This window comes from Paenibacillus sp. HW567, assembly GCF_000374185.1.
In the GTDB taxonomy this organism is placed as follows: Bacteria; Bacillota; Bacilli; order Paenibacillales; family Paenibacillaceae; genus Paenibacillus_AQ.
On sequence record NZ_KB910518.1, the window covers coordinates 3,286,778 to 3,312,486 of the forward strand.

Annotated in this window: 23 protein-coding genes and 1 pseudogene; 4 read left to right on the plus strand and 20 right to left on the minus strand. The window is 50.9% G+C overall.

Going from position 1 to position 25,709, the window contains the following annotated elements; genetic code table 11:
- Positions 1-30: 30 nt before the first annotated feature.
- Entirely contained in the window at positions 31-264 is a 234-nt protein-coding gene (locus tag B212_RS0115045; protein ID WP_019911715.1) for a ferredoxin, read from the plus strand.
- 213 nt (positions 265-477) lie between these two features.
- Entirely contained in the window at positions 478-2,022 is a 1,545-nt protein-coding gene (locus tag B212_RS0115050; RefSeq protein WP_019911716.1) for a serine hydrolase domain-containing protein, read from the plus strand.
- Between the two features lie 3 nt (positions 2,023-2,025).
- Here the strand turns inward: B212_RS0115050 and B212_RS31495 are convergent, their stop codons facing one another.
- The 8 genes from B212_RS31495 to B212_RS0115085 form a co-directional block, all read right to left on the minus strand.
- Positions 2,026-2,406: a NifB/NifX family molybdenum-iron cluster-binding protein gene (locus tag B212_RS31495; RefSeq protein WP_019911717.1), complete on the minus strand. Its 381-nt coding sequence runs from the start codon at positions 2,404-2,406 to the stop codon at positions 2,026-2,028.
- Complete coding sequence (nifN, locus tag B212_RS0115060; protein WP_019911718.1) at positions 2,403-3,722, minus strand: nitrogenase iron-molybdenum cofactor biosynthesis protein NifN; 1,320 nt, start codon at positions 3,720-3,722, stop codon at positions 2,403-2,405. The genes B212_RS31495 and nifN overlap by 4 nt, the downstream gene beginning before the upstream one ends.
- Positions 3,709-5,076, minus strand: coding sequence for a nitrogenase component 1 (locus B212_RS0115065; RefSeq protein WP_019911719.1), 1,368 nt, complete (start codon positions 5,074-5,076; stop codon positions 3,709-3,711). Before B212_RS0115065 ends, nifN begins: the two co-directional genes overlap by 14 nt.
- Positions 5,077-5,498: 422 nt before the next feature.
- Positions 5,499-6,011: a hypothetical protein gene (locus B212_RS34525; RefSeq protein WP_156830138.1), complete on the minus strand. Its 513-nt coding sequence runs from the start codon at positions 6,009-6,011 to the stop codon at positions 5,499-5,501.
- Positions 6,012-6,600: 589 nt separating this feature from the next.
- A complete protein-coding gene (locus tag B212_RS0115070) occupies positions 6,601-7,032 on the minus strand; it encodes an RbsD/FucU family protein (RefSeq protein WP_019911720.1) in 432 nt (143 codons plus the stop codon).
- Positions 7,033-7,046: 14 nt separating this feature from the next.
- Entirely contained in the window at positions 7,047-7,697 is a 651-nt protein-coding gene (locus B212_RS0115075; RefSeq protein WP_019911723.1) for a class II aldolase/adducin family protein, read from the minus strand.
- A 19-nt stretch (positions 7,698-7,716) separates the two neighbouring features.
- Positions 7,717-9,144, minus strand: a complete 1,428-nt coding sequence (locus B212_RS0115080) for a rhamnulokinase (RefSeq protein ID WP_019911724.1) — start codon at positions 9,142-9,144, stop codon at positions 7,717-7,719.
- A gap of 31 nt (positions 9,145-9,175) precedes the next feature.
- Positions 9,176-10,942, minus strand: coding sequence for an L-fucose isomerase (locus tag B212_RS0115085; protein WP_019911725.1), 1,767 nt, complete (start codon positions 10,940-10,942; stop codon positions 9,176-9,178).
- 220 nt (positions 10,943-11,162) lie between these two features.
- Here B212_RS0115085 and B212_RS0115090 point away from each other — a divergent pair, with 220 nt between their 5' ends.
- Together B212_RS0115090 and B212_RS0115100 are read left to right on the plus strand one after the other, a co-directional pair.
- On the plus strand, positions 11,163-11,933 hold the full coding sequence (locus tag B212_RS0115090; protein ID WP_019911726.1) for a DeoR/GlpR family DNA-binding transcription regulator: 771 nt from the start codon (positions 11,163-11,165) through the stop codon (positions 11,931-11,933).
- 283 nt (positions 11,934-12,216) lie between these two features.
- Positions 12,217-12,684 carry a MarR family winged helix-turn-helix transcriptional regulator gene (locus tag B212_RS0115100; protein WP_019911729.1) on the plus strand — a complete coding sequence of 156 codons (468 nt, stop codon included), beginning with the start codon at positions 12,217-12,219 and terminating at the stop codon, positions 12,682-12,684.
- 49 nt (positions 12,685-12,733) lie between these two features.
- Here the strand turns inward: B212_RS0115100 and B212_RS0115105 are convergent, their stop codons facing one another.
- The 12 genes and pseudogenes from B212_RS0115105 to B212_RS0115160 all read right to left on the minus strand — a co-directional run bounded on the left by B212_RS0115105 (position 12,734) and on the right by B212_RS0115160 (position 25,486).
- Entirely contained in the window at positions 12,734-14,593 is a 1,860-nt protein-coding gene (locus B212_RS0115105) for an LTA synthase family protein (protein WP_019911731.1), read from the minus strand.
- 159 nt (positions 14,594-14,752) lie between these two features.
- Positions 14,753-15,922, minus strand: coding sequence for a mannitol-1-phosphate 5-dehydrogenase (locus B212_RS0115110; RefSeq protein WP_019911732.1), 1,170 nt, complete (start codon positions 15,920-15,922; stop codon positions 14,753-14,755).
- A 44-nt stretch (positions 15,923-15,966) separates the two neighbouring features.
- The gene (locus tag B212_RS0115115) at positions 15,967-16,638 is read right to left on the minus strand and encodes an HAD family hydrolase (protein ID WP_019911733.1); all 672 of its coding nucleotides are present in this window, start codon (positions 16,636-16,638) and stop codon (positions 15,967-15,969) included.
- Positions 16,639-17,024: 386 nt separating this feature from the next.
- Positions 17,025-17,384 carry a hypothetical protein gene (locus B212_RS0115120; protein ID WP_019911734.1) on the minus strand — a complete coding sequence of 120 codons (360 nt, stop codon included), beginning with the start codon at positions 17,382-17,384 and terminating at the stop codon, positions 17,025-17,027.
- Positions 17,385-17,497: 113 nt separating this feature from the next.
- Complete coding sequence (locus B212_RS0115125) at positions 17,498-19,066, minus strand: ClC family H(+)/Cl(-) exchange transporter (protein WP_019911735.1); 1,569 nt, start codon at positions 19,064-19,066, stop codon at positions 17,498-17,500.
- A gap of 77 nt (positions 19,067-19,143) precedes the next feature.
- Positions 19,144-19,518 carry a monovalent cation/H(+) antiporter subunit G gene (gene mnhG, locus B212_RS0115130; RefSeq protein WP_028530851.1) on the minus strand — a complete coding sequence of 125 codons (375 nt, stop codon included), beginning with the start codon at positions 19,516-19,518 and terminating at the stop codon, positions 19,144-19,146.
- A complete protein-coding gene (locus B212_RS0115135) occupies positions 19,502-19,795 on the minus strand; it encodes a Na(+)/H(+) antiporter subunit F1 (protein ID WP_019911737.1) in 294 nt (97 codons plus the stop codon). The genes mnhG and B212_RS0115135 overlap by 17 nt, the downstream gene beginning before the upstream one ends.
- Positions 19,792-20,127: pseudogene (locus B212_RS35385) on the minus strand (Na+/H+ antiporter subunit E); the annotation flags it as partial. The gene B212_RS0115135 and the pseudogene B212_RS35385, both read right to left, overlap by 4 nt.
- 18 nt (positions 20,128-20,145) lie before the next feature.
- The gene (locus tag B212_RS0115145; RefSeq protein WP_019911740.1) at positions 20,146-21,621 is read right to left on the minus strand and encodes a Na+/H+ antiporter subunit D; all 1,476 of its coding nucleotides are present in this window, start codon (positions 21,619-21,621) and stop codon (positions 20,146-20,148) included.
- Entirely contained in the window at positions 21,618-21,953 is a 336-nt protein-coding gene (locus B212_RS0115150) for a Na(+)/H(+) antiporter subunit C (RefSeq protein ID WP_028530852.1), read from the minus strand. Before B212_RS0115150 ends, B212_RS0115145 begins: the two co-directional genes overlap by 4 nt.
- A gap of 1 nt (position 21,954) precedes the next feature.
- Entirely contained in the window at positions 21,955-24,816 is a 2,862-nt protein-coding gene (locus B212_RS0115155; RefSeq protein ID WP_019911742.1) for a Na+/H+ antiporter subunit A, read from the minus strand.
- A gap of 28 nt (positions 24,817-24,844) precedes the next feature.
- Positions 24,845-25,486 carry a universal stress protein gene (locus tag B212_RS0115160; protein WP_019911743.1) on the minus strand — a complete coding sequence of 214 codons (642 nt, stop codon included), beginning with the start codon at positions 25,484-25,486 and terminating at the stop codon, positions 24,845-24,847.
- Between the last annotated feature and the right edge of the window lie 223 nt (positions 25,487-25,709).

The following is a 25,709-nucleotide window of genomic DNA, read 5'->3' on the forward strand; positions in this document are numbered from 1 at the left end:
CACTTATCAAAGTTAAAAGGAGAGAGAATCATGAGTCAATTTGCCAGTGTGGACCAGGATTCCTGTATCGCTTGCGGTGCTTGCAACTCTGCAGCCCCGGATATTTTCGATCTGGATAACAACGGAATTGCCGGCGTAATCTATGAGGGTGACAATAACAAGGGGGTTACAGCCATCGGCGAGGACATGCTGGATGAATTGCAGGAGGCCTTCGACAGTTGTCCAACCCACTGCATCCAGCTTGCCGCCGCACCTTTTGCCTGACGCACAATATTGCATAATCCACAAAAGAAGAGGAGATCCCCGGCCTTGCGGCTAGGGATACTCCTCTTCTTTTTCGTGACACCTTACAGCGCTTTAAGATTCCTTTAAGGAACTTTAAAGCTTACCGTAAGCTAAATCTATGGGAGATTACCTTCATATGGACTACGCTGTATTTATCGCTTATACGAATGCATACCAAAGGAGTCCAAACACATGAAATCCAGCAAAAAAACAGCATTTTACCCCATTATAGCCTTATGTACGATTGCCGCAGGTTTGGCGGTTTCAGGCTTATCCAACAGTGTGAGTGCGGAGACAGGGAGTCCAGCGTCTGCTGAAATGTCATCTGCCGGAAGCATTGAGGAATTCAAGCTGCTGCTGGACCGCAAAGTGCCCGAGTGGCAGAAGACCTATGATGTACCCGGAGTCGCAGTGGGTTTGGTGCATAACGGGCAAGTGGCTTACTCGCTTAATTATGGGGTGGCTGACACCAAGAGCGGTGAGCCCGTGAGCAACGATACGCTGTTTCAGGCAGGTTCAATCTCTAAGAGTCTTACTGCATGGGGTATTCTGCATCTCGCAGAAGAAGGACGGTTATCGCCCGATGATTCCGTCACGGAATATATAACGCGCTGGAAGCTGCCAGGCTCTGAATTTGACGAGAAGGGAGTCACTCTCAGAAGATTGCTCAGCCATACCGCCGGCCTCCCGGCACACCAGGGTTATCTTGGCTCCGCTCCGGGAGAGCCGCTGCCGACGCTGGAGGAATCCTTATCAGGGGATGGAGGGTCCAATCCGGTGAAGCTGGCCACCGCTCCCGGAACGGAGGCGGTCTATTCCGGTGCGGGGTATACGCTATTGCAGCTAGTGATTGAGGAGGTCACCGGCCTGCCTTTTGAACAATATATGGATCAGCAGGTACTGAAGCCGTTAGGAATGAATGCCAGCACCTTTGGGGACACCGCCGCCAACCCTCTGATGTCACAAGGATACGGTTACTTCGGACAGCCGCTGCCGGATTACCAGTTTACTGAAAAAGCTGCTGCCGGTCTCTCCACCACTTCCGCCGATCTGATGAAATTGATTATGGCAAGCATGGGTGAAAAAAACGAACCGCCGGCTGGCAGCGGCGTTATCTCGGAACCGCTTATCCATGAGATGCAGACTCCGGTTCTGGCCGATAACGGCTTGGGTATTTTCACAAGAACCCTGTCCAGCGGCCAGGTCATGCTGTATCATCCGGGAGATAACCGGGGGTTTCACAGCTTTTACGGCTTCGTCCCGAAGACCGGGGATGGCCTTGTGATCCTGACGAACAGCGAGAACGGCATCGACCTGCGGCAGGACATTTACCATGCATGGGTTCAGTCGCTGACCGGCTCCGTACCGGATGGATATGATGCGCTTAATGCTGCACGTAAGACCAACGCCTACATCGCATACGCTGTTGCAGCACTGCTTGGTATATATGTGCTTGTACTGGTTCTCCGGCTGCTTAAGGGTAGACGGGTGTTCATAACTAAGCATAACCGGCAGCCCTTTCTCTGGCTCGGATTGCGTGTCATCCTGCTTACAGCAACAGGTACTCTTCTATTCCTGGCTTCTTACTCCTGGAGCATTCTGGGCCTTTCGGCCGGCCTGAAGAACACCGTGCTCTGGGTTTTCGCCTGGCATATCGCCTTGTTCATCGCCGGGTTCTTCCCAAAGCTGAAGACACCGCGCAAACGCGCGGCGGATGCATCTGATGCGATGTCTTAAGACTCACATTTTATCATTTACTCTGTTCAGCGCTTTGACCAGCCACAGCGGCGGACGCTCCTTCAGCATCTGCCGCAATTGCTCCAACTGGGGCAGAATCTCGCTTCCCTGCTCGGACTGAAGGAGGATGATTCCTGCCGCGAGAACTTTTTTGACGGCATCGCCGCCGATCTTCACAACAAACAGAACCGTGCAGTCTGCAATCAGCTCTACCCGCTGCTGGAATTTATCGCATTCCTCCGTCTCCTCCCCGGGGGCGGGCACCGTCCTTGATTCCAGCAAGCGGTAACCCTTTTCCCCAAACTCAAAAACCACAAACGAATGACATTGTCCGAAATGACAATCCAGCGTTCTGCCCTCATTGGACGCAAAGGCAATCTTCATCGGCCGTTCCCCTCCTTGCTATGCATAGTATTGGCGATATGATTCAGCAGATCGGCTGTCCCCCGGTATCCCACGCTCACGCTGGCCGGCGAACCAAAACGGTTAAATACCGGAAATCCCAAAGGCAAATAAGGAATATTGCACTGAAGCGCATTCCGTTCCCCGTAAGCATTGCTCACCCACAGGTCGGCTCCGCCCGCAGCCATCCGCTCCAGATCTTCCAGATCACCGGCCTGCACAGCACCCGGAATGGCGGCAACCGCCGGTGAAGCGGTGGAGATCACCGAACCGAAGAACCTGATGCCAAGCTCTGAGAGGCACTGGTACAGCGCAACCAGGTGATCAGGCTCAAGTGCGGCCAGAATCCTTTTCCCCCTAAACACCGAACGCGTGTCAAGCATGCAATCCAGCAGGAACTGCCGCTGCCAGCGATATTTATTCTGACCGTCGCTCTGGCTGAACTGGCGGAGGAACAGAAAGAACTCATCGGTTTCCGCTAACCCCGTTACCCCATTAAATACCTGATAGGGAATTTGCAGCTCCTCCTGCAGCAGTCTCGCACACGGCTCCATCGAGCTGCCCAGCGCAAGGGTGTAGGAGGATGTAAGTATTTCGCGCAAGTAATCCAGCGGAACCCCGCCCCGCGAGAGCGGTGTGTGGCCCATCATCAGATGCCCGGTGAGCGAGGAGGACAGGTCCGGGAGGACGATCACCTCGATGTCGAAGGAAGCGATTATTTCCTTCAATTCCATCACATCCCCCGGCGTCAGATGCGCTCCCGGCAGCAGATTGATCCGGTTCCGCTTCTTTTTCCGCACCGTTCGCCCCCCGCTTTGAATGACCTTTTGAATTACAGCATACACGGTTTTGGCATAACCCGATTCCAAGGAGCCCTCATAGTCGGGAAGATGCAGCCCGCACATCAGCTTATCTCTGAACAGCAGCTTATGCTGACGGTAATAGGCCTCGGCGATTCCCAGCAGATCCTCGCCCACAACCGCTGTCAGCGATGTGCCGATCAGCGCCAGAACGTCCGGGTGATGTTTGTCCATAACCAGCCGGATCATCTCCCGAATGGCCTCCTCCCCGCCAAAAATCAAATTCTGCTCATGAATGGCAATGTTCTGGAGCGAAATCGGCTCACGAAAATGGCGGGATAGCACTGTTCTCACCGATTCCGCGCAGCCCTGCGCCCCGTGCAGAATCGGAACCGCCCGATAAATGCCCTGCAGGGCAAGCACGCCGCCTGCCGCCTGGCTGGTCTGAAAAGGATTGACCGCCAGCGGTTTGCCCGGCGAGCTGTCAGCCTTGTTCATAGCTGTCCACCTCCCAGGGGGAGCGCCGGCGGATCATTTGCCAGACAGGCTGCGCCAGCGTATCCATCACGTCCTGGGCAAATCTTCTCACTCCGTCATAGCCGGCATACCCCCCGCGCCGTTCTTCATCAATGTTCATAAAAGGAATTCCCTCCTTCAGCGGGACAAAAGCACTGCGGCCGCTTACGATTAACAGATCAGCCTTCCGCAGACGGCACAGCTCCAGAATCCGTGCTTCTTCACATTTAACAATCAACAGGGTATCCTCTTGAATCCGTTCCTTGATCCGGGACAGATCCTCCTGGGCATTATGATTAGTGCCAATGGCAGCGATCTTAATCCCCAGCTCATGGAGCAGCGAAATATACAGCCAGCTCTCAATACCATCGGTGAACAGCACGACCTTCTTGCCTTTGAGCGATTTATAGGAGCGTTGGATGTCTTTGTGGAGGCGTTCTTCTTCCCGGCGCATGTAGCGGTGCAGCCCTTTATCCAGTGCCTCATTCTGAAAGTGAAAGGAGAGCTGCCGCAGGGAGAACCGGATCTCCCGGGAACCGCAGAAGGAGCCTTCACAATAAGGAATGCCGAATGAATCGCGCATCCGCCGGGCCAAAGTAACCATTGAACGGCTGCATACCAGCATATTCAGCTTGGCCTGATGGGCGGAGCGCAGCTCCTGGAGGGTACATTCACCGGCAATCCGCGACATGACGCGTATCCCGACTTTGGAGAGCATAGCTTCAATTTCTTGTCCTTCTGCGGAGAAATGATGATCGCCAATGAGGTTGATATCAAAAGGGGTGAGTTTTCTGGGGTCTGAATCACTGGTACCAATGACTCGTTCGAATAATGCTTCGCCCGCCTGCCGGTTGCCCATATTTTCGCTTCCCATCAGGCCGGAGTTATGCAGCGGGATAACGGGGAGCTTCCATAGGCTCTCGGCCTTGCCGCAGACCGTGTTCAAGTCCTCTGCGGTCAGGATGGTGATACAGGTGGCGTATACAAATATACAGGGAGGGTGGTAATGCTCTACGATGTAGTTGATCGCTTCAAGCAGCTTCTTCTGGCCGCCAAGAACAATATCCGTTTCCGTCAGCCCCATGGAAAAGCTGAATTTCGACAACGGACCGCCCGGCATTCCGGCCTCCAGCATGCCCCAGCTATTCTGCAGACAGCCAGAGGTTCCGTGCACCAAATGCGCGGCATCCGAGATGGGAAGCAGAACGGCCTGAGTGCCTTGAAAGACACAGCCCTTGGCAACGTCGCCCGGACCCGGTTTGACGCAGCCTTTTTTCAGCTCGCGGTTGTGCTCACAATCAGGCTCAATGAACAGGTTCGGAATCCCTTTGGGCATTGCAACTCCCTCCTTCTGCGATCCAGCCAATTATATCTATTTATATTACGTTTATTCTAAACATAGTTCAATCTCGAAACCCATACTCCTGCATATTGTCATTGAATATGTAATTATTTATGACCAATAACTAACATTAAGCGTTTACAACTGGTTTTTGTTTAGGTTTTCTTATTGATTGATGAACGAAAATATGACAATGCAGCAGACGTATTTACCGTAAAAAGCGGATTCATCCGCCTATTTCCGAAACCAGAAATTGTATTTTTTGTGAACGCTGGAACAAACCATCTGGCTCATTGACATCTAATGACATTTTCCTCATAGGCTTCCTGCTACCTCCGCACAGTTGCCACCCCACCCTGCCACCGCACAAAAAAGCACCTCTTTTTTACATAAGAGGTGCTTGACATTTGTATTTCTTAGATACTGTATGCAGAAAAATTAAGATGGTAGGCTGGTGGAGACGTAAAGTTAGGAGCGTCTACAACTACGTATACAGTAGCTCCAGGTGGTACAAAAACATTCCCAAAAGCTTGTGGTTCACTAGTGCCTGCTTTATCCGTGTAGAGAACTGAGGTCTCACCATAACCGTTATTATAGTTGATTTTCAACCCAGCCCTAGTTGGTCCATTACCCGAAAATCCACCTACTGTTACATATACTCTTTTAAATTCAGATGATGTATTGGTCCATTTAAACCAGTCACTATCTGTTGAACTCTGAATAAAGAGGTCATAAATAACTCCACCATACTCATTAAGTACTAGAGATATAGCAGATGCTTGCGTATCACCTATGCCTACAATATAGGGAGTTACTGTAGCCGCAGAAGCAACTTTAGCAGTGTTTGAATCTTCGGCAAATGCGGATGCCGATGGAATCATAACTACTGCAACTGTAAGAAGTACAGATAAGAACTTTTTAATTTTCACTATTCTTCCGCCCTTCAATACGTTTGTTAATCGGCCGATTACAAGGAATATAATAACTCCTCCCCATTAATTGAGGTATAGTCCATAGGATGTCAATTGATAGATGAATTTTTTGTTATTATTTGCCGAATGTTGTTAAATGTAATTATATTTTATTATTCTTGTCTTTTCATGCGTAACAATGAAGGAAATAAGATACATTTATGAAAAAATAAAGACGAAAAAACAGTTCTGAAAACGAACTTATAATTCTTTCCTTTTATCTAAATATCTTCCGACTCCATTCCTTCATATCTCACGATGTTTCAGAAAAATATCGTATAGCCTCAGGCAATCGTAAATACATCGGCGAGAAACTAACTTTACATCGTGACAATCTTAGGGACTCGGATCTGCAATCCATTCTTCGGATTACTGAATCCTAAGAAATTCTTCAACTCTTATTCGATATCGTCTATTGTGATTTTCATACTTTGCGGAAACCCGATCCCTATACTTTCTGATATGCAAAAAAATCCCGCAAGTCATATTTTCTCACTTCGAGAATCCATGACCGGCAGGATTAAATTCAGTCTCAGACTCAAAGCGGTCAGCCGCTTTTGACCACACCTTTTTTGAGAATAATATTGCCGTACAGTGCTTGTTCACCAGTAACTACGATTGCATAGGCGCTTTTGGAGCGGGTATAGAAGTCAAAACGTGCTTCATGGGCTGTCACCGCTCGGGGATCATGTCCGGCGATAATTTCCATGTAAGTATCCCATATTACGGGTACTACCGGATCTCCGGGAACAACGCTCATCAGAGCGGCCTGATGCTCCGCATAATGATCCAGCGGAAGCAGCTCCAGGATCGCGTCCAGCAGCTCCGGAATCCCGATGCCGTCACAGCGGATCACCCTGGAGTGCAGCGCATGCCCGGGGTAGTTGGCATCGGCGAGCACAAGCTCATCGCCATGCCCCATCTCCATCATTGTCTTCACCAGCTCGGGAGAGAGCAGCTTGGGAATTTTGTTCAGCATGACCGTTCCCTCCCTTACATCCCATAGAAGGATCTTAGCGCAACCAGCTCTTCGATCCGGTTCGCCGGCAGCTCCCGTTCTCCGTCAATCATGCGGGTGAGGAAGGTAAGCTTCGCCGTATACTCCAGCCGCTCCATATTCATGTAAGCGCCCATGACATCCTTGCCCCAGGACAACGCGCCATGACTTTCCAGCAGCACGGCTGTTTTCTTGCCCAGGAACGGCATGATGGAATCGGGAACCTCCTCCGTTGATGGCGTGCCGTACTTGGCGAGCGGAATATCGCCCATGGCGATGACGGATTCCGGCATCATCATTTTATCAAGCGCTTCTCCCTTAATGGCAAAAGCAGTACCAAACGGCGGATGGGCATGGACGACCCCGTTCATCTCAGGCAGCTCGCGGTAAATCCGCAGATGCATCTTCACTTCCGTTGAAGGTCTGTAGTCTTCATGGGCTTCCAGAATCTCCCCCTCAAGATTGACTTTAACCAGCATATGCGGCTCCAAATAGCCCTTGCTGACTCCCGTCGGGGTAGCCAGCACCTCATTTGCACTCAAGCGGGCGGATATGTTGCCGTCGTTCGCAGCGATATAATCCTTGTTGAACAGATTTCTGCCGATATCACAAATTTGCAGACGCAGCTTCTTTTCCAGCTCATCCATGATTTACTCTCCTCTGTTTTCATTTATTCGGCCGATACATGCTTAAGGCTTCGGATGCGGCCACTACCCCGGCAGCCCGGCTGAAATCCAGTTCGCCCAAGGCCGCTAGCTGCACCAGCAGATTGCCTAGCGCACTCGCTTCGACAGGACCGGCAATAACCTTCTTCCCCGTGGCATCCGCTGTCAGTTGGCAGAGCAGCCGGTTCTGAATGCCCCCTCCAACCATATGGACGATGCGGATCGGCCTGCCAGTAATTTGCTCCAGTCCCTTAAGCGCCGAAGCGTAGGACTTTGCAAGACTTTCCACAATAACCCGGACAATGGCTCCTTTGGTTTTCGGTACACGCTGTCCGGTCTTCCGGCAGTATTCAGCAATGCGTTCCGGCATATCTCCCGGCGTACGGAAGAGCGGATCGTCAGGATTGATCCAAGAGCTTGCCGGTCCCTCATTCCCGGCAAGCTCAATCAGCTCCCCGTAGCTGAGCGCCTCCCCGGCTTCAGCCCACACTCTGCGGGTCTCCTGCAGCAGCCAGAGACCCGTAATATTCTTCAGCAGCCGGTTGCCCCCGCCGTAGCAGCTCTCATTGGTGAAGCCGTAGTCAAGGCATTGCCGGTCCAGGACCGGCGCCTTCGTCTCCATCCCAACCAAAGACCAGGTGCCGGAGCTAATAAATGCCGCACTGTCCTTATCCGCATACGGGATAGAGGCAACGGCTGAAGCCGTGTCATGGGATGCCCCGGCGATTACATTAATTGGTCCGCAGCCAAGCTCACTGCTAAGCTCCGGCCGCAAAGAGCCGATGACAGTTCCCGCCGGCACCTGATCCGGGATCAGGCCGGCGGGGATTCCCAGCCTGCAGAATACCTCCGTGGAGAGTCTACCCGAGCGGGCATCCAGCAAACCGCTTGTGCTGAGAATCGTTCGCTCGGCGGAAGCCGCTCCCGATAATAAATAGAGGAACAAATCCGGCATCATCAGCATTTTATTGACGCTTTCCTGAAGCCGGCTATTCTCCTGAAAGTCCGCAAACAACTGATATACCGTGTTGATCGAATCCGGCTGATTGCCCGTCAGACGGAATTGCTCCTCCGGCGGCAGCAGCTCCTCCAGTCTCGTCCGGTGGGCGTCCATTCGTTGATCCCTGTAGTGATGAGGGGCATTCAGCAGTTGTCCGGCATGGTCAATATAACCGTAGTCTACACCCCACGTGTCCACACTAAGGCTGGCTATTTCGCCGTAAGCCTGGATCGCCAGCTTCAGGCCATGTTTGATCTCCTGCAGCAGCGCCGCGACATTCCAATACAAATGTCCGCCCTCCTGGACCGGCGTATTGGCAAACCGGTGAAGCTCTTCTGCTACAATCGAGTTGCCGTCATAGGTTCCCAGCATCACTCTTCCCGAGCTTGCCCCCAGATCCACGGCGAGCAGCCTTATCAGCTTACTCATTGCATGCACCTGCCCGCTTCATAGATTAGTATTAATACAGCGGTCCGAAATTGCGGCAGGCCCGGTAATCGGCAGCTTCGGGAGTCTCCGTGCCGAACATCGACCAGACGCGCGGTCTGAAGATCTTCGATTCCGCTACATTGTGCATGCAAACAGGAATACGCAGCATCGAAGCCAGTGTAATCAGATCGGCCCCGATATGCCCATAGCTGATGGCGCCGTGATTGGCTCCCCAATTGTTCATTACGTCATATACGGAGCTGAACGGGCCGGCTCCGGTAAGATTGGGTGCGAACCAGGTGGTCGGCCAGGTAGGATCAGTGCGTTCGTCCAAGGTGCGGTGCACCGCTTCGGGAAGCTCCACCGTATAGCCTTCCACCAGTTGCAGGACCGGCCCCAGCCCTTTGACCAGATTGAGACGGGCCATAGTCACAGGCATGCCGCCTTTGGTCAGATAGTCGGTGGAGAAGCCGCCCCCGCGGAAATATTCCTGCGAAGCCGGCCGGAACTCTGTAGCCTTCAGAGTGGCTTCCACCTCATCGTCCGTAATCTCCCAGAACGGCTTGATGGCAGGCTGGCCATCTGCCGTCTGTTCACCGGCGCCATCCAGCGCGGCGGAGCCGGAGTTGATCAGGTGGAGCAGACCGCCTGCCGCCTGGCCCTCAAGCTCGTAGCCGGTGACACGCTTCACGGCAGCCGGACTCCAGTAGGTGCGGACATCGGCGAAGATCTGTGCCGTATTCGTCAGCAGATAATTGAATAGCATTGTCACGCCGTTCAGGCTGTCATTCTCCGTAGCCAGAATATAAGGCGCCCGCCTGCCGTTCCAATCGAAGGACGAATTCAGAATTGTCTCCATGAAATCGCCGTTCGGGAAGTGGTCTGTCCATTGACGCTGCCCCTGGAAGCCCGCAGCAAGCGCATTGTGGCCTTGGGCTTCCTCTTCAAATCCAAGCTCCGCCAGCACCGGATTGCCGGCCATCAGGTCACGGCCGATAAGCGCCATCTTGACGCAGGTCTCCCACTGGGATTCCTTCACTTCATCACTGACCTGCAAATGCACCGGATTATTGTCGGGTCCCACCCGGCAGTTCTCCTTCGTCCATTTCAGCGCGCGCTTAAATTCATCTTGATCATAGATTCCCTCTTCGAAACGGCGGACGAATTCAGACATATCAATATATTCGTTGCGCATGCCCAGATACTCCTGAAAGAATGAGTCGTTCACAATCGAACCGGCAATCCCCATAGATACCGAACCCATCGACAGATAAGAGGTCCCCTTCATAAGAGCAACCGCCAGCGCCGATCTGGCGAACTGCAGCAGCTTCGTCTGAACATCGGCAGGGATGTCTTCACTTCCCGAATCCTGCACATCCTCCCCATAGATTCCAAAGGCCGGAATGCCCTTCTGGGCATACGCCGACAGCACAGCGGCAAGGTACACGGCGCCGGGTCTTTCCGTACCATTAAATCCCCACACCGCATGGGGAATCGTGGCATCCATATCCATCGTCTCTGAGCCATAACACCAGCAAGGCGTCACAGTGATCGACACGCCTACACCTGCGCCGGAGAACTTAGCCTGCGCAGCCGCTGCTTCCTTCACACCGCCGATGGTGGAATCTGCAATAACGCATTCTACAGGTGAGCCGTCCGGGTAACGCAGATTTGCCTGCAGATAAGCTGCGACCCGCTCCGCCATCCCCATCGTCTGAACCTCAAGCGATTCACGCACGCCGCGGCGTCTCCCGTCAATCGTAGGGCGGATTCCGATTGTGGGATAATGTGTTGTCATGCCTTATAACCTCCTCCGTAGGATAAGAACAATAAAGCGTTTCCATCTGTTTCATCATAAAATCCAAAGAATCCAATGTCAATATAAAACCACACTAATATAGTGAATTTATGTGGTTTTATAAATATAGTGTGGTTTATTTGTGGATTATGCTTTTATTTATCTTAGAAGTTATAGTAGAATAAGAACACAGATAGGTTATAGCAAGGAGGCCGCCCCAGTGAGAGCATTTGAACGCCGTGAGCTCATTATCAACAAGCTGTACCGCAACAAGAAAGTCCATGTCGCCGATTTGGCCCAGAATTTCGATGTCTCTGAGGAGACCATCCGCAGAGACCTGGAGAAGCTCGACAAAGAAGGCATTGCCAAGAAAAGCTACGGGGGCGCTGTCTTGAACGTCCACACCAATGAGGACCCCTCCTACTCCCACAGACATGCGATTCATATTGAAGGAAAGCGGAATATAGCCGCAAACGTCCTGGAGCTGATCAATGACGGGGACAGCCTGATGACAGACACCAGCTCTACAGCCTTTGAAGCCCTGAAGAAAATCACCGAAGCCAAAAAAAATCTGACGATCATCACTAACTCCCTTGTCGTCCTGTCCGAGTTCCAGCATTCCGGACACAAGCTGATTTCCACCGGCGGAGTGCTGGGAGCCGAGACGAACTCCTTTGTCGGGCCAAGTGCCTCCCATACCATTCAGAGATACAATGTGGATGTCGCGCTGTTTAGCTGCAAAGCGCTCTCGATGACAGGCGGACTGAGCGACTCGAACGAAGCCGAAAGCGAGCTCAAGATTCTGATGCGCCAGCAGGCGAGCAAAGCCGTTCTCCTGGCCGACTATTCCAAGTTTGACCGGATCGCCTTTATCAAGCTGTTCGGCTTTGACGAGATTGATTATATTGTTACGGACGAGAAGCCTTCGGAGGAATGGATTACTTTTCTGAACAAATACCAGACGTCACTTCTCTACAATCCCGCAGAATAAGAGCTATAAGCCGTATAAGAAAGGAGGTGAATTCCAGGATGGGCCCGATCAGTCTGACCGCAGCTTCCGCACCGGTGTGGTTTCCGTTCGTTCTCATTGCGCTAGGCGTATGTCTAATTCTGCTTGTATGGGCTGTTTTCAAGAAACTCGATTAGCACAAAACTTTATGTATGCGCTTACTTCGCTGTTTGTGAATTAGTGATCACACACTTCCTGTCCCTTCCTTTCTTTTATTTCACAGTCTGGACTATAATTAGGCTAAACAAGCCTATGGGGTGTACACATGAACGAAGACAGATATGCGAAGGTTGACGACTTAATGGAGGTATTTCAGCAATTCTCCAAGATAAACTGGCAAAAGCCAAATACCTCCCCGCTGAAGCCCAGTGAAATACGCGTGCTCGTGACGATCCGGATGGGCACAGAGAAATCAGGCAGGCAAGGACTCACGGTCTCGGACATCAGCAGGCTGCACAAGGTCACTTCCCCGACCATCACCCAAATGGTGAACAGTCTGCTGGCGCAAGGTTATGTCACCCGCTCCAGCGATCCGCAGGATAAGAGAGTCAGCGGAATTACACTAACGGACAAGGGAGAACGTTTTGCCGATACAGCGGTTGCCAGAATCCGCGATACGTTCAAGGGCATGATTGATTATCTCGGTAAAGAGCAGAGCGACGCTTTAGTGGACATTCTGAACGGGGTCTACCACTATTTCGAAGAGCTTAACGGACAGGTGGATGAATCTTAACAAAAAAAAACAGTAAGATCAGGGTCTCCCCCATTCTTACTGTTCCAGGCTACTGCCGTTCCGGCAGTTGCAGCAGATAACTGTTCGACATATCCAGCAGACGCTCGGCGGCTTCAAACTGCGCTTCGGTGGAACCGTCTTTGACCTCTGCATTATCGCTCAGCCTGTAGTTACTGCCATCCTCGTAATCATTCCCCGGCAAATAAATACTCGTGTTGTTCACGAAAGACCCTGTCGGCAAAAAATGTCTGAAGGGAATCAGATTACTCTGTGTATTCAAGAGATCCTCACCAAAATGCAATTGATTCTGCAGCGAGACTCCCAGCAAATTGGCTACCGTCGGCAGAATATCAATCTGTCCGCCCGTCCGCTCCATCACGGCAGGCAGCGACCCGCTTGGTGAATGGACAATGAACGGAATGTTGAACATATCGGTGTAGCCATACTCATGGCCGACCAGCTCCTTCAGCAATTCCTTCTCGTCGTTGCCAAGGGTATACATCGGGACACCCTGGTGATCCCCGTAGAACACAATCAGGCTATCATCCCACAGCCCGCTCTCTTTCAGTTCATCCAGAAATTGCCCCATTGCATAGTCCGCATAATTCTGGGACTGGATATAGTCGCCCAGCAGTGTGCCTTCGTAGCGCTCCGGCAGCTTCATCTTGAACTTCTCCTCCGGCAGCCGGAAGGGATGATGGGCACTCATGGAAATCACCATTGCATAGAACGGCTTATCCTTGGCATCGAGAGCGGACAGCTCCGGTACCGTCTTCTTGAACAGGACTTCATCCGAGGAACCGAACGCAATATGATCGTCATCGCCATAAAAGGACTGGTCATAATATTTGTCAAAGCCTAACGCCTTGTACAGCGCCCTGCGGTTCCAGAACTCCACACTGTTGGTATGAAAAGTAGCCGTAAAATACCCCTTCTCACTCAGCAGTCTCGGCAGGCTGGGCACAGCTTTTTTCATATAGGGTGAAGAGGTTGCCGGCTCGTTTTTGGGCACATAAAAAGAAGAATTCACCACAAACTCAGCATCTGAGGTAGTGCCTTGGCCCGCATTGGTATAGAAATTGTTGAAATACGTATTGCTTTGGGCCAGCTTGTTAATATTCGGGGTAATCTCCTGTCCGTCTATCTTAAGTCCAATCAGGAAGTTCTGGAACGATTCCATCTGCACTACAATCAGATTTTTCCCTTGGTCAATGCCGAAGTATTGCGGTGACTGTGGAGTCGGGACGCCTTTAAGCTTATCCACGGCCTGCTGCGTAATCTCTTTGCTGTCAATGATCTCTTCCTTCTCTGTGCTGTCCGCAAACAGCGTGTAGACCTCATAATTCAAGATCCCCATGCTCTCCGCCTTCTTGATTTCGTTCATGCTTGCACGATTGGGCCAAATGTTGAAGATACAGAGCGCGAATGAAGCAACGGCAACAGTAATCAAGACCGGCCGGCTCATACGGTACAGACCTCTTTCCTTCCATATGGCAATGTACTTAGGACGAAACATAAGACACAGGAAGAAGAGAATATCGACAAAAATAAACAGATAATAAGGCGTAATCAGGGAATACGTGCTCTCTCCGACCTTCGTGACTTTATCCGCCTGCTGCAAGGCATGGTAAGTAGCAATAACGCCATAATACTTGTAATACATCAGAACGGAGAAATAAATAATCGTAATAAACAAGTTGGCGATCATGTAATACAGAATCTTCCGCTTCGAGGAGAGCCACTCAATGAGGCTGAATACAATGATGAAAAAAGGAATTTCCGTGTACAGCATGCTCCAATTGGGGCCGTCGTTAAAAACAACAAACCAGGCCACAGCGCTTTTCAGCAGCAGCACAAAACTAAACACTAAAATCGGCCTATTCAAAATGCTTTTCAATGATCTCTTCATAAAACAATTCATTTCCTTTCAAAAAAATAACAGCCGCCCGCATCCGTGTTACTACTGCATTAAAGCACAAAGTAGATAGGTTATCAACCTATTTCAGAAAAAAACGGAACCTCAAAACATGACAATCATGTTCCGAAATTCCGTTTGTTTAAGCTGCACCTACAGGCTTTGGGAAAGGCTTATAAAGTGCTTCTGATATTCCTGGATTATACGTTCATGAAGTGGATGTTCAGCGGGAATGTTCAAATGGGCGGACAGGAATTCACTTAATCCATACCGGCGGATAGCTTCCTGCATCTGCATAGCCTCCGGATCGGGAGAGTGATGAAACAGCAGCGCTGAGGTCATCGCCGAGACCAGGCCGGATGTCTTCAGGCCCAGCTCATGGGCCAGCATGGCCGGATACACCAGCCGGTCCCTTGGAGAAAGCTTGCGGAGCGGGGAACGGGCAATTCGCGTGATTTTGTCGTTAAAGTTGGGATTGCGAAAACGCTCCAGAATCTTGTCAATATACTTCGCGTGGGCTTGCGGAGTGAACCCATATCTCCTAATCAAGACAGCTCCGGTCTCCTCCAGTACCTCGCGGACGCGGGCGACAATTGCCGGATCGGACATTGCTTCCTGAATTGTCGAGTAGCCTGCCAAATAACCGAAATAAGCTGCACTGCAGTGACCGGTATTTACCGTGAATAATTTACGTTCGAGGTATGGGTCAAGCTTCTCTACGTAATGGACTCCTTTAATCTCCTTATAACTGCCGATCATGTCCGTGCGGGGAATCACCCATTCACTGAAGGGTTCTACGAGGATTTCAAGCGGATCTTTATGGGTCTGAACAGGAACAATGCGGTCTACCATCACACTCGGAAAAGCAATGAAACTGTCGGCAAGCGCTTTGACTTCTTGCTCCATGTGACCGTACACCGAGCTTTTTAGTTTCTCGCTGCTGTTAACGCCGTTTTCGCAGGCAAAGACATGCAGAGGTTTGATGTTCCTGCTGTTTTGCAGCCTGAGTTCGATCCCCTGCGCAATCGTGCCCCCTATATCCTTAAGGGCCGACAGCCCTACTGCAGTTGTAACAATTTCTGCCTCCGCGATAGCCTTGGCGACCTTCTCCGTATCCGCCAAATCGAGGGCTGTAACATTATTAACGATGTAGCTGTCCCGGTTGTCGTTGGCCAGCGTCACAGGATAACAGCCCCGCTCCCGCAGTTGTGAAATCTTCCGTTTGTTTCTTCCGACAAAACATACTTCGTAACCGGAGTTAGACAGCACAGGGCCGATGAACCCTCTACCTATGTTGCCTGCTCCGAAATGTACGGCTCTCAATAAGAACTCCCCCCTTGTAAGAAGTTAGATGACACATTCGTAGTTCAGCTTATGTTGCCAACACGTCCCCGGCGGACAGCCTGGTCGAAATCAAGTTCCCCGAGACTTTCGATTTGGTGATGCACAGCATCAAATTCAAGGAAGCGGGTAATCTCATTCGGGATAACCACACACTGAATTCCCGCTGCTGCCGCAGCCTTTGAGCCGTTCGGAGAATCCTCAATCGCAATCGCTTCCTCCGGTGCAAGACCAAGGCATGACAACGTCTGATTATACAGCTCCGGGTCAGGCTTCACGTTCTTCACATGGTCGGAAGTACGGATGCAATCAAAGTATTCGCGGATGCCGAGCTGCTTCAGATACTTCTCAACCCATTCCAGGGAGGAGCTGGAGGCAAGCCCAAGACGCAGTCCGGCTGCTCTGGCGGAATCCAGATAATGCTGAATGCCCGGACGGATGGTTTCAACCTCCATGAGCTTGTCGTGCCGCGCCCGAACGGCTGCTCTGAATTCTTCCTTGTTAATGTCCAGGTTAAGCTCAGTCATCAAGTATTCATAAGGATTAAAGCTGTTCAGACTCGTTCCAATACAGCCCGAATACTGCTCAAGCGTCAATTCTACCCCGTGCTCCTCATATGCTTCTTTAAAAGCGGTGTACCAGGCAGTTTCAGTGTCAATAATAGTGCCATCAAAATCGAAAATAATACCTTTGATCAAAATTAATCATCCTCCTAACTGCGAAATCATCTATCGGCTGGCCTCAGCCTTATAAAAACCATAACAAAGGCTTTTCAGTCGCGTCAAGTGCGACAGATTAGATAACATCACATGATTACGTTTACAATAATGGATGGACAAGCCGTCTACAGCCGCATATAAATCCGTTTTCATACGCCCTGTCCGGTCATGTCCCAAGCAGCCGGAACCCCTTGATATTACTGGCATTCCGGAGATTCAGCGATCAGCTTAAGGCAGCCGGTTATGTTAGCTCTGTTGCTTATCCAGAAAATTTTGGAGAGAAATTTTTTTCATAAGCCTGATTTAAGCCTGAACCGGGCAAAAAAAATGAAGGTCCCGCAGGACCTCCACTAAGCTATTATGAATTATTTAGTCAGGCTTTGCAGGTAAGCATCCGCCTCTTCATAAGTCGGATAATGCACTGCAAAATTACCGAACAGTCTCTTCATCTGCATTTTCCATACCGGTGAATCTGCCACATATACCCATCCGGCGACTCCATGAGCAACTGCTACGTCTCCTGTAGGTGCAAGCATGGCGGCAACCTCAGGCGTAAGAATGGATTTGGACCCGGTAACATCGGTTACTCCCGTGAATCCTGTCTTCAGCTTTTTCATCGCATTTTCAAAATCCGCTATGTATGAAGGCACATCTTCTTCTGTAAGACCGAACGCTTTGACAACCACTTGATTCTTTTGAACGTTTACTTCCATTGTGTAGGGCATGTTGATTCCTCCAAGTTTGTATTACATCATCAGATGCTATTCTTTATATCGGTTCTTGATAACCGTTAATTGAGAAAAACAGGAAGTCCGCGCGAATTAATACAATGCTCCTATCAATCAATTGCAAGGTTAGCAGCCTGTGTCAAAGATTTCTGAACGAGCGGGGCATTCCGGTCCCCGGTGAGAATGGTTAAATAATCTCCAGCCTCCAGAACGTACTCGCCATCGGGAATATTTTCCTTCGTTCCTCTCTTTACTGAAACAATCAGGCATTGTGCTGGCCAGGAGAAATCTTTAATGCATAGGCCATCCAGCAGTGACCCATGATGAATCGGAATCTCCAGAATAACTTTGGTTGAGGATTCTGCAGACTTTTCTTCATGCCCCTGATGGAGAAAACGGTCCAGGAGTACTTCATAAACAGGATGGGAACGGAACAGCTCAGCAGTCATATAAGCAGCGAGGCAAACAACGCCGGTTGAGAGCAGATTGCTAAAAGAGCCGGTCATTTCCGTAATCAAAATGATTCCCGTGATAGGCGCTTTGAGACTTGCAGTAAGGTAGCCGGCCATCGCGAGTATCAGAAAGCTGCTCTCATTCAGGGTAGTCCCTCCGGTCATTCCATTTATCAGTTTGGTGTATATTACACCAATAAGACTGCCGATTACGAGCATAGGCAGGAATATTCCTCCGGGGGCGCTTGAGCCGTAGCTGAGCATTGTGAACAAGTATTTAACAACCAGGATAAGCAGGAGCAGCTTTAATCCAAATGGGCCTTCAACAAGCTCATTTACCAGATTATTTCCTCCTCCGAGTACAGAGGGCAGGCACAAGCCCAGTACACCGGCCAGCAAAAAAGGAACAACAGGTCTGAACTGGGCCGGAAGCCAGGTCATTTTTTTATATAAATCCTGAAAAGCATAAATCCCTTTGTTGAAAAAAATCCCCATGATCCCAACAATTATACCCAGAATAATCAAGTGATAATATTGACCAAGCGGAATAGTGCTGATTCCCGAAAAATGAAAAATCGGACTCATCCCGAAAAACTCTTTGGAGACGAAGTCAGCCGTCAGCGATGAAGCCAACGCAGCAATCATTACTAAGGGGGAAAAATTCATATGCACCTCTTCCAGTGCAAAGATAACTCCCGCTATCGGGGCGTTAAATGCAGCAGCCAGCCCGGCGCTGGCCCCGCAGGTAATCAGCATATGCTCCTCTGTCTTGGTCTTTCGCAGCAGACGGCTGAAGCCCTGGGCCATCAGCGCCCCAATCTGAATCGAGGGGCCTTCTCTGCCCAGCGACAGCCCGGCACCTATGCTGATTGTACCTCCTACAAATTTGGCGCTAACCGCCTTCCACCAGTTCATTTCCAGTTTATTTTGCAATACCGCCTTCACCTGGGGAATACCGCTTCCAGAGATTGCCGGCTGCATTTTGACCAGTATACCGGTTCCCCATCCGGCCAGCACCAGCACGATCAGCCATAGAGGAATCAGCCAAGGATGTTCTAACTGATAGTGATAGAATCTGAGAACATTCTCCAGATTAGCTTCCAACACATAGCGGAACAGCACCACAACACTTCCAGATAACACCCCGACAGCAATTCCTCCGGCCAGCAGCCGGAACTTGAAATCGAACCAGGTATTTAGCAGCTTGTGCGTATGATTTTCGTTCAATTGCAGGACCTTCTTCGTTGCAAATTTTAAGACGGTTAATATTGTACAGTCTGGGGCTGCGGATATCCAGTAAAAATTTACTTTTGCTGCGAATCAGCCTGCTCCTGACGCTCCTCCAGCACCGGCTTCAGATCATCCTGCACACTGCCCTTCCATAGCGGCACGCCAGAGCGGTAAGCGGCCCGGCCGTTTAAATGGCCCGCCACCGGGGAGGTGATGAAGACAAACACGATAGCAAGCAGCAGCTTGACGCTGGCTACGTTCATATAGAAAAAGAAAAACAGAAAGGCCCCTGACAATACGCATAATACGCCAAGGGTCGCACTTTTGGTTGCAGCATGGGAACGTAAATAGACATCCGGAAGCCGGAACAGCCCAAAGGCCCCAAGTCCGCAAAACAATGCACCTAACAGAACAAGCCCCCCAATCAGCAGTTCACCGATCATGATCATCACCTCCCCGCTCGAACACAGTGTCTCTTTCAATGTATCTGGCTAACGCCGTTGTTCCGATAAACGTCAGAATACCGATGACAAGAATAATTTCAATATAATCCTCTGTCTTCTGCTGCATGCTTAGCACCGCAATCAGCGCCAGCAGATGGATACCGATGGTATCCAGCGCAGCAATCCGGTCTGAACGGGTGGGACCTTGAAGCAGTCTGTACAGGCAGGCTGCTATCCCCAGCGCCAAAATCATCAGAGCAACATTAAGCAGCGCCGAAATCATGACCGCGTCACCTCCATAATCGCTTTTTCAAAGGTTCCCCTGATCTGCCGGGAGAGCTCGCCGGCGTCCGCAATATCCATCGCGTGAATATACAGAGTCTGGCCGTCTCCCGATACTTCCAGCGTAAGTGTTCCCGGTGTCAGACAAATAAGACAGGAGAGCAGCGTAACCTCAAAGTCTGAGGTAAGCGCGGTTTCATAGGCAAAGATGCCCGGACGCATCGCCAATCTGGGACGAATGATATGACGGATCACCGCAAAGCTGGATAACACCAGTTCCCGCAGGAACAGCGCCAGCAGCTTCACAATGGACCACAGACGCTTCAAATAGAACAGTACTGCCATGCTCATCTACTCCTTCATTACAGCTTTAATGTAAAGCTCGGGAGAACCAAGCACATCCCCCGCCTGTGTAACATAGGAATTTACCCACTCTGCTCCAAGGCCCATCATCATGACCAGAACGAGCAGACCGGCCGCAACCGCAGTCCCGCCTTTGAGCCTCACCTTAGGCTGCTCCGTACCCGGTTCATTGCCCCAGAAGGCCAGCCGGAACACTTTGATCAGCGAGTACAGCACAAGCAGGCTGGAGCCCAGCCCGATCAGGGATAACGTCAGCATTCCCGAATCGAGTCCCCCACGGATAATCAGCACTTTGCCGGGGAAGCCGCTGAATGGAGGCATACCGGCAAGCGCCAACGCCATAACGAAAAAGCTCCAGCCCAGCAGCGGATAACGTTTGATCATTCCCCCCATGTTCTTAAGCTGATCTGTACCCTCCGCCGCAATGATCAGCCCCCCGAGAATGAACATGAGGCTTTTGCCAAGCATATCGTGAAGCAAATAGAAAACCGCTCCATTCAGTGCATCTGACGTTCCCGAAGCCAGCCCGAAGGCCACAAATCCTACACCGACGACGACATTGTAATTCAGAATGCGGGGAATATCATTATACGCGACTGCGCCGAGTGCGCCCAGGATCATCGTAACCGCCGCCATCCAGGCAATCCAGCCATTCGTGAAATCAGGATCATTGACAAAAATAAGTGTAAATGTACGAATCATTGCATACACTCCCACTTTGGTCAGCAAAGCGCCGAACAAGGCCCGGACCGCTGCTGGCGGCGCGATATAAGAGCCGGGGAGCCAGAAGAATAGGAACAGCCCTGCTTTCAGCGCGAACACAATCAGGAAGAGAATTGCAATGACATTCAGGACACCGCCCTGCCCGGCCTCAGCCACACGCTGCGATAAATGAGCCATATTCAGCGTGCCCACCGCCGCATACAAGTAGGCGACCGCCGCCACAAAGAGCGTCGAGGACACAATGTTGATCAACAGATATTTTGGTGCCTCCCGAAGCTGCAGCTTCGTTCCTCCCAGTGAAATCAATGCGTAGGAAGAAATAAGCATCACTTCAAAAAAGACAAACAGGTTGAAGATATCCCCCGTCAGAAACGACCCGTATACACCAACGAGCAGAAAATGAAAAAAAGTGTAGTAGTACGTTCTCTCCCGCTCCACCCCAATGCTGCCGAAGGAATAGAGCAGAACTGCGAGACTTACCACAGAGGCCGTCAGCACCAGCAGTGCGGCAAACATATCGCCCACAAAAACAATGCCATAAGGCGGAGCCCAGCCTCCCATATGGAGAGTTTGAATGCCGTTCCCATCAATACGGGACACCAGGATGCACGACAGCACAACATTAAGAACGCCGCTGAATACACTTATTAACCGCTGCAGCAGCACCTTTTCTTTTAGAAATATCATTAGGACCGCAGTACACAAAGGAATCAGAATTGGCAGTACCACAAGATTATTCATTGCTTCTCCTCCCGGACGGCATCCATTTCATCTGTCCCATGTGCCTGGTAGGCCCGATAGGCCAGCACGAAGAAGAAGGCCGTAACACCGAAGCTGATCACGATAGAGGTCAAAATTAGCGCCTGCGGAAGCGGGTCTACATAGGTATCCGCTTGGCCGCCCAATACCGGAGCCGCACCCCTTTTCAGTCCGGCCATAGTCAGCAGCAGCAGATGAACGCCGTGTGTAAGCAGGGAGGTGCCGAGCACGATGCGCAACAGGCTTTTGGACAGGATCAGGTATACTCCAACCGTAAATAACACACCGACCGCAATGGCCATAATCAATTCCATCTCATTCATCCCCTCCTATGGTAAAAATAATATTCATCGTCACGCCGACGACCGCCACATATACGCCGAGATCGAACAGGACCGCTGTTGCAAGCTCCGTATCGCCCAATATCGGCAGCGTAAAATGGCCAAAGGAATGGCTCAGAAAAGGCGCTCCAAAAGCGAAGGAGCCTGCGGCTGTCAGAATCGCAATCAGCAATCCCACAGCCGTCAGAATACGGTAATTGACCGGAAGAAATCTGCGGACAGTATCCATCCCCAGTGAAATAGCAACCAGAATAAGGCCAGCGGAGGTCATAAGGGCTCCAATGAAGCCCCCGCCCGGATGATTATGTCCGGCAAAGAACAAATAAATCGAGAATATGACCATAATCGGTGCGGCAATCTTGGACATAGTCCGAAGGATCACATCGTTGCTGCGGAGCGGGAAGCCGGTTGTCTTCAGGCTCCTTTTGTCTGGTGGCATCAGCGTCCCAGGCTCCATTCTCAGATGCACCAGACCATAAATTCCAAGCGAGGCAATGCCCAGCACCATAATTTCGAACAGCGTATCGAAGCCCCGGAAGTCTACCAGAATGACATTCACCACATTTTTGCCGCCGGCCAGAGAATAGCTTTCTTTAAGGAAAAACTCAGAGATCGGCGCAAATGGGCTGCTGCCCATAGCTGCCAGCGCAATCACTGTCATTGTCAGGCCAACTCCCACGGCAATCATGAGATTCAGCCATTTGAAGGAAGCTTTCTCCCGTTCCTTCTTCAGCTTCGGCAAGAATTTGAAGCATAGCAGGAACAGAATCACCGATACCGTCTCTACGATCATCTGTGTCAGCGCAAGGTCAGGAGCACGGAACAGGACAAACAGCAGCGTCACCATGTAGCCAACCGCGCCGGTGAACAGAATGGCATTGACTCTCGACCTGGCAAAAGGCACGGCAATAGCCGCTGCGAGCATGACCGCAACAATGAGCACCTCGTATGGCGACACTGGCGCGTAATCCGCCATACCCAGAGTAATTCCCTGCGCCCCAAGCAGTGTGCTTCCCAGAGCAAAGATGAAGAACCCGAAGATATACAGTAAATAATGCCGGTTTGAGCCGGTCATATACAGATTGGTGAATCGGGCCGAACCGCCCTCCAGCGCCCGTATGCCCAAATCATATAAGCGATTCAGTGAATCCCTTCCGCTCCACCCGCGGTCCAGAATCCGCAATCTGCTGAATCCTCTGTACAGAAGCGCACCCGCTGCGACAACGCCCATCGTCATGAAAATTTCAGGAGTCCAGCCGTGCCAGAATTGAATGGAGACGTGCAGATTTTCCGCCGGGAGCCGCCCAGAATGAATCGCAGCCACTGCCGGTTCAATCAGGGAGGAGGTCAGCAGTTTCGGAAAAAAAGCAAATACCACCGCCAGCGAAACCAGTAATACCGGTGAGAACAGCAGCCCTGCCGGTGCTTCATGCGGAACCTTATCCAGTTTCTCCGGCTGCAGCTTGCCGGTGAAGGTTCTGAAGACCAGAATCATGCTGTACACAAAAGTAAATACACTGGCGATCCAGGCTAGGACAGGAAACAGCATCAGCCAGGCCTGCCCGCTCCAAATATTGAATTCCCGGATATTTAGCACAGCGGTGAAGAACATTTCTTTGCTCAGAAAGCCGCTGAACGGCGGAAGACCAGCCATCGAAAAGGCTCCGATGAGCGCTGCCGAGAAGGTAACCGGCATAATGGACATCAGTCCGCCCAGCTTGCGCAAGTCCCTGGTATTCGTCTCATGGTCTACAATGCCGACCACCATGAACAGCGTACCCTTGAATACGGCATGGTTGATGAGATGAAACACAGCCGCTGCTGTAGCCAGTGAATAGAACACTGATTCCTCTGTACCTGTGAAAAAGGCTGCCGCAGAGCCAAGTCCCAGGAGACACATGATCAGACCCAATTGGCTGATTGTCGAAAAGGCCAGCAGAGCCTTCAGATCTGTCTGCTTTATCGCTTTGAACGATCCGTACAGGAGCGTAACCAGTCCGCAAAGTGAGACCAGCCAGAACCATTCGGACTGACCCGCGAATACGGGGCTTAGCCTGGCTACCAGATACAGTCCTGCCTTAACCATTGTAGCGGAATGAAGATAAGCACTGACCGGAGTCGGTGCCTCCATCGCATCCGGGAGCCAGATATGAAAGGGAAATTGAGCGGACTTGGTGAACGCTCCGAGCAAAATCAGCAGCATAGCCGGAAGGAACAACGGTTCGGACGACAGCTCGCCTGCCTGCAAGAATATATCCCGGATGCTGTAGGTTCCACTCATCACGTACAGCAGATTGAACCCCGCGAACATCGCGAGTCCGCCAAAGACCGTAATCAGCATGGACTTGAGCGCCCCATAGCGCGATCTCTCCCGCCGGTGCCAGAAGGCAATCAGCAGGAATGACGTAATGCTGGTCAGCTCCCAGAACCCATACAGCACCATTAAATTATCGGACAGCACAACGCCTAGCATCGCTCCCATGAACATGAGCAGGTAGATATAGAAGCTCCGTATGGATTCTGTCCGCTTTTGCAGATAGAAAATGGAATACAAAACGACCAGCGCCCCCATTCCCGTAATCAGCAGCGCGAACAGGAGACTCAGCCCATCCAGTACCAGCGTGATATTGATCCCCAGCGAAGGCATCCAGCCCACTGTGGCGACCGTGCTGTGCCCGGCCTGAATCTCCGGTATCCTCGTCAGGAAGTATACGAAAAGAGCCGCAGGAACAGGCAGAACTGCCCACCCTGCGTGAAAACGCGGAAAACGCTTGATGAGCGGGATCAGAACCGCCAGCAGAAATGGAATCACAATTGAAGCATGCAGCACAGCCAAACACTCCCCCCTCATTTTAATCAATATTCTATTGGACTGGCTTTACCCAGACGCCTTGCAGAATCCGCAGATACTGCGCTTCCCCGTTCTCCACGATTTTGAACAAACCACTGTTGAAATCCGTATCCAGTTCGCGGAAAAACATCCCCTTTATCGGCGATTCACCTTCAACTTCATCCGCAAGCACATAATCATTGTCTTGTTTCACCAGATAAGCAGTGAAGCCTTTTTCATGGGTCTGTTCCAAGAGATCAGGATAGCGCTGTACAGCTACTATATGGAGATCAATCGGGCCGAGCAGTTCAATTAATTCATTGATAAAATTACCCCGGGTGATCTCCTGCCATAAGGTTTGGCCCGACTGGCCGATGATAATCTGCGTGACTTCCCGCTCCCGGGCAGTATCCACAATAACTTCGGCCGTCTTCTTGCCTATACATTTTCTGATTAAAAACTCTCCGCCAGCTTCCTTAGTGAGTGTTTCCCATCCCGAGATATATTGCTCCTTCTCAGAGTTGTACTCGTTATCCTTGGAAGAATCTACGGTTAGCACACATAATGGAGCGCCTAACAATCCTGATAACCGGCTCCCCCTCTGAATCAGACGCTGTCCGTGCGGACCATAATGGACACATACCAAAATACTTTCACTGCCCTGTCTAAGAGTCATAAGATTTACCTCCTTACTTAAATTTCCATAAAAAAACACAAAAAGAGCCCGCTGTTGGCAGGCTCCTCCGGGTAAAACTATATACAATTAAAGTTATTATATAATTCGCCGGGAGGATTGTAAAGGAACAAGCAGGCCAGCAACTAGCGCTTTTCCGCAAAGACGTTATGCATCAGCGTCATTAATATTCCCTTTTTTCCGGTGGACTATGAGCAGAAAAAGG